Consider the following 6,214-nt stretch of genomic DNA (forward strand, 5'->3'; position numbering starts at 1 on the left):
TCGCAGATGCAGTCTTCCACCCATGACGGCTTCGACCTTGCCTTCCTCGACCGCCAGCCGGAATCGGGCGAGGGCGATCCGGTGCTGATGATCCACGGCTTCGCTTCGAGCCACTATGTCAACTGGGTGTCGCCCGGCTGGTTCAAGACGCTGAACGATGCCGGTTACCGCGCCATCGCCTTTGACAATCGCGGCCACGGCGCGTCGTCCAAGAGCTATGATGAGGCGGACTATACGCCGGTCAAGATGGCCTCCGATGCCACTGCCTTGCTCGACCATCTCGGCATCGAGCGCGCCCACGTCATGGGTTATTCGATGGGCGCGCGCATCGCGGCGTTCATGGCGCTGTCCGATCCGGACAAGGTGGCGACGCTGGTCTTCGGCGGCCTCGGCATCGGCATGATCGACGGTGTCGGCGATTGGGATCCGATTGCCGACGCGCTGCTTGCCGAAGATCCGGCCGCGACCAGCCATCCGCGCGGCCGGTCGTTTCGCGCCTTCGCCGACCAGACCCGCAGCGATCGCCGTGCCTTGGCGGCTTGCATCGCCAAATCGCGCGAATTGCTGAGCGAGCAGGATGTTGCCCGCATCGCCCAGCCGACGCTGGTCGCCGTCGGAACCACCGACGACATAGGCGGCTCGCCCGATGAGCTTGCAGCGTTGATGCCGAACGCCAGCGCTTTTCATATCGAGGGCCGGGACCATATGCTGGCCGTCGGGGACAAGACCTTCAAGCAGCGCGTGCTGGAGTTCTATGCCGAAAATCCGCTCTGAGCGGAGGGCCAGGGCAGCGAGAAGCAGTGCCGTAGTCGGGGACGAGGCTGCTTGGCATCGTGATAGGCGCTTATCCTGATTGTCCTTAGCCGTTTGCAAGGGCCGCCAGCGATCGCGCGATGTTTTCCCGGGCCTGCGGTTCGAAGCGCTGGCGAAACTCTTGCGTGTGGAAGATATGCGGGCGGGCGAGGAAACTCTTCAAGACCGCACTGCGTCCGGCTCGCCACATCGGCTCCTCCACCCAGTGGTACTCGCGCCGCACGGCGCGCTCATAGGCGTCGAAGGCGTCCGGTGCGGCACCCAGGATCGACAGGTCCATATCCAGGAAAAGACTTGCGTCCCGTGTGGCCGTCGCGTCGTCGAACGGCGGCACCTGGTGCGTGGCGGTGGCGACGATCATTGCCGAGATGCGGTTGATACGTGAAGGATCTGCGCGGCCCGCCAGCTTTTTTTCGGCAAGGGCGGCACTTTGCGCCTCATTGTCCTTGGCCTTGCTGTCATAGACGGCATCGTGGAACCAGATCGCCGCTTCGATCGCCTCGGGATCGGCCAGCAACCTTCGATAGTCGCCAGCCAGCGCCAGCATCGCCTCGATATGGGCAAGGTTGTGGTAGTGGCGGCCCTGTGCCCGGTAGAGCCCTGAGAGCTCGCTTTTCAGCGCGTCGTCGATCAAGGGTTCGTTTTCCATGGCTGCTTGAATTCCCGCGAACCAAATCCATTTGACAAAGCACTAAGGAAAATTGAGTTCAATCGTGCTATGATCTGGCTTATATGTGCGGCCAGGCAACAGGCAAGCACAACAGGCAGGCCAGGCAGGACGCAGGACGAGACGGCGATGAACAGCATCAGCATTTCCCGACACAGCGCATTGAAGCCGGTCGATCCGATCTGGCGTTCGATCCGGGACGAGGCCATGGAGGCTGTCAACCGCGACCCGCTGCTCGCTGCATTTCTCTATTCGACCATCCTCAACCAGGACAGCCTGGAAGAAGCAGTCATTCATCGGCTGGCCGAGCGGCTGGCGCACCAGGACATCGGCTCCGATCTCATCCGCCAGACCTTCAAGTCCATGCTGGCCGACGACAAGGAGTGGCCGACGACGGTACGTGTCGACATCCAGGCCTATTACGATCGCGATCCTGCCTGCGACCGCTTCATCATGCCGGTGCTCTATTTCAAGGGGTTCCACGCCATCCAGACCCATCGGCTGGCGCATTGGCTGTGGAACCAGGGGCGCAAGGATTTCGCGCTCTATCTGCAGAGCCGCTCGTCCTCGGTCTTCCAGACCGACATCAACCCGGCCGCCCGCATCGGCAAGGGCATCTTCATCGACCACGCAACCGGCCTCGTGGTCGGCGAGACCGCGGTCATCGAGGATGACGTGTCGATCCTGCATGGCGTGACGCTGGGCGGCACCGGCAAGGCCGGCGGCGACCGCCACCCCAAGATCCGCTACGGCGTGCTGATCGGCGCCGGCGCCAAGATCCTCGGCAACATCGAAATCGGCCATTGCTCGAAGATCGCGGCAGGCTCGGTGGTGCTGTCGCCCGTACCTCACAACAAGACGGTTGCCGGCGTGCCGGCCCGCGTCGTCGGCGAGACCGGCTGCGATCAGCCGTCGCGCCAGATGGACCAGCTTTTGCCGTCGCAGACGATGGATCAGGTCGTCAGTTTCGACATCTGACCGTCATATGTCCGCTGCCTGAGGCCGTGGGCAGACATGGGCGATTGTTCTCGCCCAAGGTCTTTTGAGATTCAGGTCAGGCCGAGCCGAAAATGGTGGGTTCCGAGAACCGGAGCGGAGCGTACGTTTGGGTACGTGAGCACAGTTCTACCGCGACGCGGTAGAACGGGGAAGCGCAGGAAACCGCCATTTGCAGGCCGGCCTCACGTGAATATCAACAGACCTTAATCAGGCCGCTTGCCTTTACATCGCCATTGTCGACGTGCCAGAAGCGCGTTCGAACGAGCAAGCCCGATGATCGGAGAAGACTGTTGAAGCCGGACGAAATCAGAAAGCTGGACGCCTATTTCAAGCGCGTCTTCCAAAACCCCAAGCTTGAGGTCAAGGCGCGGCCGCGCAAGGACGATTCGGCCGAGGTCTATGTCGGCGACGAATTCCTCGGCATCGTCTTCAAGGACGAGGACGACGGCGACTACAATTTTTCGATGGCGATTCTCGACATCGATCTGGCCTGAGCCAGCAAATCTTGCGGTCGGCCGGCTCATGCGGCCGGCCAGCCGGTTCCCTTGAAGCGTTCTTAACGTCCCGCCTTCAGAACGCGCCCGGCTTCGGTGGCGATTGCCGCGTCGAGCGCCTGCCAATCGCCCAGAAACTCCCTTGGGAAGCGATAGGTGAGGCTGAGTTCGTCGCCGACCTGGATGTCGCGCTCGCAAGGCGCCAGCGATTGGTCGGCACTCGGCCCGCTCAGGCAACGGGCCACGAACGGCTCCTTGCCGGGGCGATTGCCGACAACCAGCACCTCGTTCAGATAGCCTGATTTCTCGTTGAAACCATAAATCATCGTGCCGCCAGGCCCGGCAGTGCCGGGTCGGGTGATCAGCGCGCTGTAGATCGGCGCGAAGCGGCCGCTCATGTCACGCGACATCATCTGCTGTTCGAAGGACAGGAAGACGATGCTTTTGGCTGTTCCCGTATGGTTGAAATCATCCCGCGCGGCCTCGCTGTAGCCGTCCATCTGGGGATAGCGCAGATAGAGGTCGAGCCGCGAGGCGATGCCGTCGCGCCGGGCCTGGGCGAAACGGATGGCATTGGCCGGGACCGTGATGACATTGTTGCCGATCACCACCTGGTGGGCCGTTGCGTCGTCGGTGTATCCGGCCATGGCGATCGAATGGCCGAACCATTTGCCGGCAAGGCTGATCGCCACCGACAACAGGGCGAGCGCCGCGAACCCGTAGAGCACCCGCTTCATCAGCGTGGAATCGACCACGGTGAGTTCGTTGGCGAGCGCTGCCTGCTTCATCTCAGTCCTCGGATCTCGGGCCGCCCGTCCGCCTCCAGTGTCCCCGGGCGGCACACATCGCACGGCATGGCTCTTGCAGCCTGCATGGAACGACTGTGCAATTTCATGGTAAACGGAAAGTTAAGATGGGACCGCTGGAACTCACACTCTTTGCTTTTGCCGTCGGGTTGACGGCCTGCGGGCTGGCCGGATCGGCCATGGAACTGGTGTCGGGCCGCAAGGTCGCCTTCACCGAACCCTATGTGTCGCCGTCACATGTCTTGCGCTCGCTGCTCGCCACGGCCTGTGCGGGACCGTTCATGCTGGTCAACGACGCCATCGATGCCCGGCGTCAGCGCCGCATTTCAACGTTGGCGCTGATGTCCTGCGGCTGCACGGCAATTGCGTGGACCTTGGCGCTGGGCGTCGTCGTGCTTGCCATTGCCTCATGGTCGGTCCGTCTCCTAGGGTCCGAGCTGCCAGGCTGAGACGATTCGGAGACCAGAAATGCCGCTTTATGCGATCGATGGAACAGAGCCCAGCTTCGCCGATGCGGACTCGAACTGGATCGCGCCCGATGCGACGCTGATCGGCGACGTCAGGGTCGGACGCAATGCCGGCTTCTGGTTCGGCGCCGTCATCCGCGGCGACAATGAGCCCATCGTCATCGGTGCCGACACCAACGTGCAGGAACATACGGTCATGCACACCGATCCCGGTTTTCCGCTGACGATCGGCGAAGGCTGCACGATCGGCCACCGCGCCTTGCTGCATGGCTGCACGATCGGCGACAACAGCCTGATCGGCATGGGCGCCATCGTGCTGAACGGCGCGAAAATCGGCAGGAATTGCCTGGTCGGCGCCGGTGCGCTGGTTACCGAGGGCAAGGAATTCCCGGACAATTCGCTGATCGTCGGCTCGCCCGCCAAGGCGATCAGGGTGCTGGACGACGCGGCCGTGGCAAGGTTGCGCGGCTCGGCGGCGCATTATGTCGCCAACGGCAAGCGCTTCAAGGCGGGGTTGAAGAAGGTTTGAGGCTAGCCTGGCATTTGCTGGTTTCTTAGCGCCTCAACTCACTGTCCGTCAGTTGCGCCCAGCCATCGCATCGCGCAGCAAGGAAGCACCGCCTTCAAAGCCGGCAATCTCGGCTTCCTTGATCGCGGTCCTGTAGTCATCGATGCGGGTTTCGAGCGCCGGGTCGGCGCCCGCCGCCAAAAGCAGGCGGATCGCATCGACACTGCGGATGGCCACCGAATAGTGCAGCGGAGTCCAGTCGTTGACGCCCCGCATGTTGGGGTCGGCGCCAGCTTCGATCAGCACCCGCACGATGTCCAGCCTATTGGCGCGATCGGTGGACAGCGCCGCAATGATGGACGGAAACCCGCCATGATCCTGATAATTCGGATCCGAGCCCGCCTCCAGCAAGATCGAGATGAAGCTGACGGGGCTCCAATAGATCGCATATTCCAGCGGATGCCCAAGGCCGAACTCAAACGGCATGCGCTCGTCGAACCATCGGGAAGAGCCGCCCAAGGCTAGACCGAGGCCGTCGAAGTCGCCGGCCTTGAAGGCATCGTCGATCGCCTTGAAGAGGCGATGACGCTCGCATCGATCTTCCGGGATTTCCAACATCGCCGTGTTCCAGAAGGCGGAAACCAACGGCCTATATTGCCCCGATCCCCTGCGCGTGGAAAGGCGGTCGTCCGATGCGTCCAGTAGGTCGACGATGCGCATACCATTTCACTGATATAAGTCATCGCTGAATAATAATCTGCATCGCGGAGGTAGCTTTCCGGCATGCCATTCCAGCTCAGTGAGCAAACGCAGCAAATTCTTTCGCTAATTTGCATTCTGTTAGCTGGCGTCTTCATTGGTATGGCCTTGGAACGTCTCCTATCGAGGAAACGGAGGCAGGCATGGAGGGAGAGCAATAGCAGGCGCTGGGCGAGAGAGCGCAGAGGGGGCGACATTCTTAGCGGCCTATGGGTTGCCCCGAAGCCTGTTTCCGCGCCACCGAAACCGACTGATCCTGCTGACCAGTTGCGGATCGTCATGGGTGCGAGCTTCACTATTCAACCGCTCCTCAACAGGAGTGAAGTGCGCGTCTTCAAGGAACTTGATCGCATGGTGATCAGCTGCAATCCGGGATGGCAGGTGATGGCCCAAGTGTCACTGGGCGAAATTTTGCGCAGCGCGAACGCTGACGCCTACAGCTGCATCAACTCGAAACGAGTGGACCTTCTTCTTGTGGACGAGACTTGTCTGCCTCGACATGCGCTCGAATACCAAGGCCATGCGCATCACCAAGGCACAGCAGCAGCACGTGATGCGGTCAAAAAGGAAGCGCTGCGACGTGCTGGCATCAGTTACCATGAGATCGTCGGCGGTCACACGACACCTTCGGAACTCAGGCGACTGGTTGAGAGGCTGGTGGACAAGCCCACCGCACCGCAATAGCTGACCTTTTGCAACGC

The 6,214-nt window shown here is 61.7% G+C and carries 9 protein-coding genes; 6 read left to right on the plus strand and 3 right to left on the minus strand.

Annotation, left to right across the window (positions count from 1 at the left end):
- Nucleotides 1–6 precede the first annotated feature (6 nt).
- Nucleotides 7–774 (plus strand): alpha/beta hydrolase, encoded by a 768-nt coding sequence (locus tag EN925_RS18525; protein ID WP_128336786.1) that lies wholly within the window; start codon nucleotides 7–9, stop codon nucleotides 772–774.
- An 85-nt stretch (nucleotides 775–859) separates the two neighbouring features.
- Here the strand turns inward: EN925_RS18525 and EN925_RS18530 are convergent, their stop codons facing one another.
- A complete protein-coding gene (locus tag EN925_RS18530; protein WP_013531332.1) occupies nucleotides 860–1,462 on the minus strand; it encodes a hypothetical protein in 603 nt (200 codons plus the stop codon).
- Nucleotides 1,463–1,609: 147 nt separating this feature from the next.
- On the opposite strand from EN925_RS18530, the gene cysE reads away from it, so the two are divergent.
- Entirely contained in the window at nucleotides 1,610–2,458 is an 849-nt protein-coding gene (gene cysE / locus EN925_RS18535) for a serine O-acetyltransferase (RefSeq protein ID WP_013531333.1), read from the plus strand.
- Between the two features lie 311 nt (nucleotides 2,459–2,769).
- Nucleotides 2,770–2,973, plus strand: coding sequence for a DUF3126 family protein (locus tag EN925_RS18540; RefSeq protein ID WP_013531334.1), 204 nt, complete (start codon nucleotides 2,770–2,772; stop codon nucleotides 2,971–2,973).
- 62 nt (nucleotides 2,974–3,035) lie between these two features.
- Here EN925_RS18540 and EN925_RS18545 read toward each other — a convergent pair whose 3' ends face one another.
- Nucleotides 3,036–3,761: a hypothetical protein gene (locus tag EN925_RS18545; protein WP_024503873.1), complete on the minus strand. Its 726-nt coding sequence runs from the start codon at nucleotides 3,759–3,761 to the stop codon at nucleotides 3,036–3,038.
- A gap of 125 nt (nucleotides 3,762–3,886) precedes the next feature.
- Here EN925_RS18545 and EN925_RS18550 point away from each other — a divergent pair, with 125 nt between their 5' ends.
- Nucleotides 3,887–4,228 carry a hypothetical protein gene (locus tag EN925_RS18550; RefSeq protein ID WP_013531336.1) on the plus strand — a complete coding sequence of 114 codons (342 nt, stop codon included), beginning with the start codon at nucleotides 3,887–3,889 and terminating at the stop codon, nucleotides 4,226–4,228.
- A 19-nt stretch (nucleotides 4,229–4,247) separates the two neighbouring features.
- Nucleotides 4,248–4,775 (plus strand): gamma carbonic anhydrase family protein, encoded by a 528-nt coding sequence (locus tag EN925_RS18555; RefSeq protein WP_027160406.1) that lies wholly within the window; start codon nucleotides 4,248–4,250, stop codon nucleotides 4,773–4,775.
- A 48-nt stretch (nucleotides 4,776–4,823) separates the two neighbouring features.
- Here EN925_RS18555 and EN925_RS18560 read toward each other — a convergent pair whose 3' ends face one another.
- Complete coding sequence (locus tag EN925_RS18560; protein WP_027160405.1) at nucleotides 4,824–5,372, minus strand: ankyrin repeat domain-containing protein; 549 nt, start codon at nucleotides 5,370–5,372, stop codon at nucleotides 4,824–4,826.
- 165 nt (nucleotides 5,373–5,537) lie between these two features.
- On the opposite strand from EN925_RS18560, the gene EN925_RS18565 reads away from it, so the two are divergent.
- Nucleotides 5,538–6,197 (plus strand): DUF2726 domain-containing protein, encoded by a 660-nt coding sequence (locus EN925_RS18565; protein ID WP_027160404.1) that lies wholly within the window; start codon nucleotides 5,538–5,540, stop codon nucleotides 6,195–6,197.
- Nucleotides 6,198–6,214: the final 17 nt, after the last annotated feature.

The sequence above is a fragment of the Mesorhizobium sp. M7A.F.Ca.US.006.04.2.1 genome (genome assembly GCF_004022915.1).
Taxonomy (GTDB): Bacteria; Pseudomonadota; Alphaproteobacteria; order Rhizobiales; family Rhizobiaceae; genus Mesorhizobium; species Mesorhizobium ciceri.

What these genes read in the sequence shown, in the direction of transcription:
- EN925_RS18550 (WP_013531336.1), top strand. Translation starts at nt 3,887, where the DNA reads ATGGGACCGCTGGAACTCACACTCTTTGCTTTTGCCGTCGGGTTGACG.
- EN925_RS18560 (WP_027160405.1), bottom strand. Translation starts at nt 5,372, where the DNA reads ATGTTGGAAATCCCGGAAGATCGATGCGAGCGTCATCGCCTCTTCAAG.
- EN925_RS18525 (WP_128336786.1), top strand. Translation starts at nt 7, where the DNA reads ATGCAGTCTTCCACCCATGACGGCTTCGACCTTGCCTTCCTCGACCGC.
- EN925_RS18565 (WP_027160404.1), top strand. Translation starts at nt 5,538, where the DNA reads ATGCCATTCCAGCTCAGTGAGCAAACGCAGCAAATTCTTTCGCTAATT.
- EN925_RS18545 (WP_024503873.1), bottom strand. Translation starts at nt 3,761, where the DNA reads ATGAAGCAGGCAGCGCTCGCCAACGAACTCACCGTGGTCGATTCCACG.
- EN925_RS18530 (WP_013531332.1), bottom strand. Translation starts at nt 1,462, where the DNA reads ATGGAAAACGAACCCTTGATCGACGACGCGCTGAAAAGCGAGCTCTCA.
- cysE (WP_013531333.1), top strand. Translation starts at nt 1,610, where the DNA reads ATGAACAGCATCAGCATTTCCCGACACAGCGCATTGAAGCCGGTCGAT.
- EN925_RS18555 (WP_027160406.1), top strand. Translation starts at nt 4,248, where the DNA reads ATGCCGCTTTATGCGATCGATGGAACAGAGCCCAGCTTCGCCGATGCG.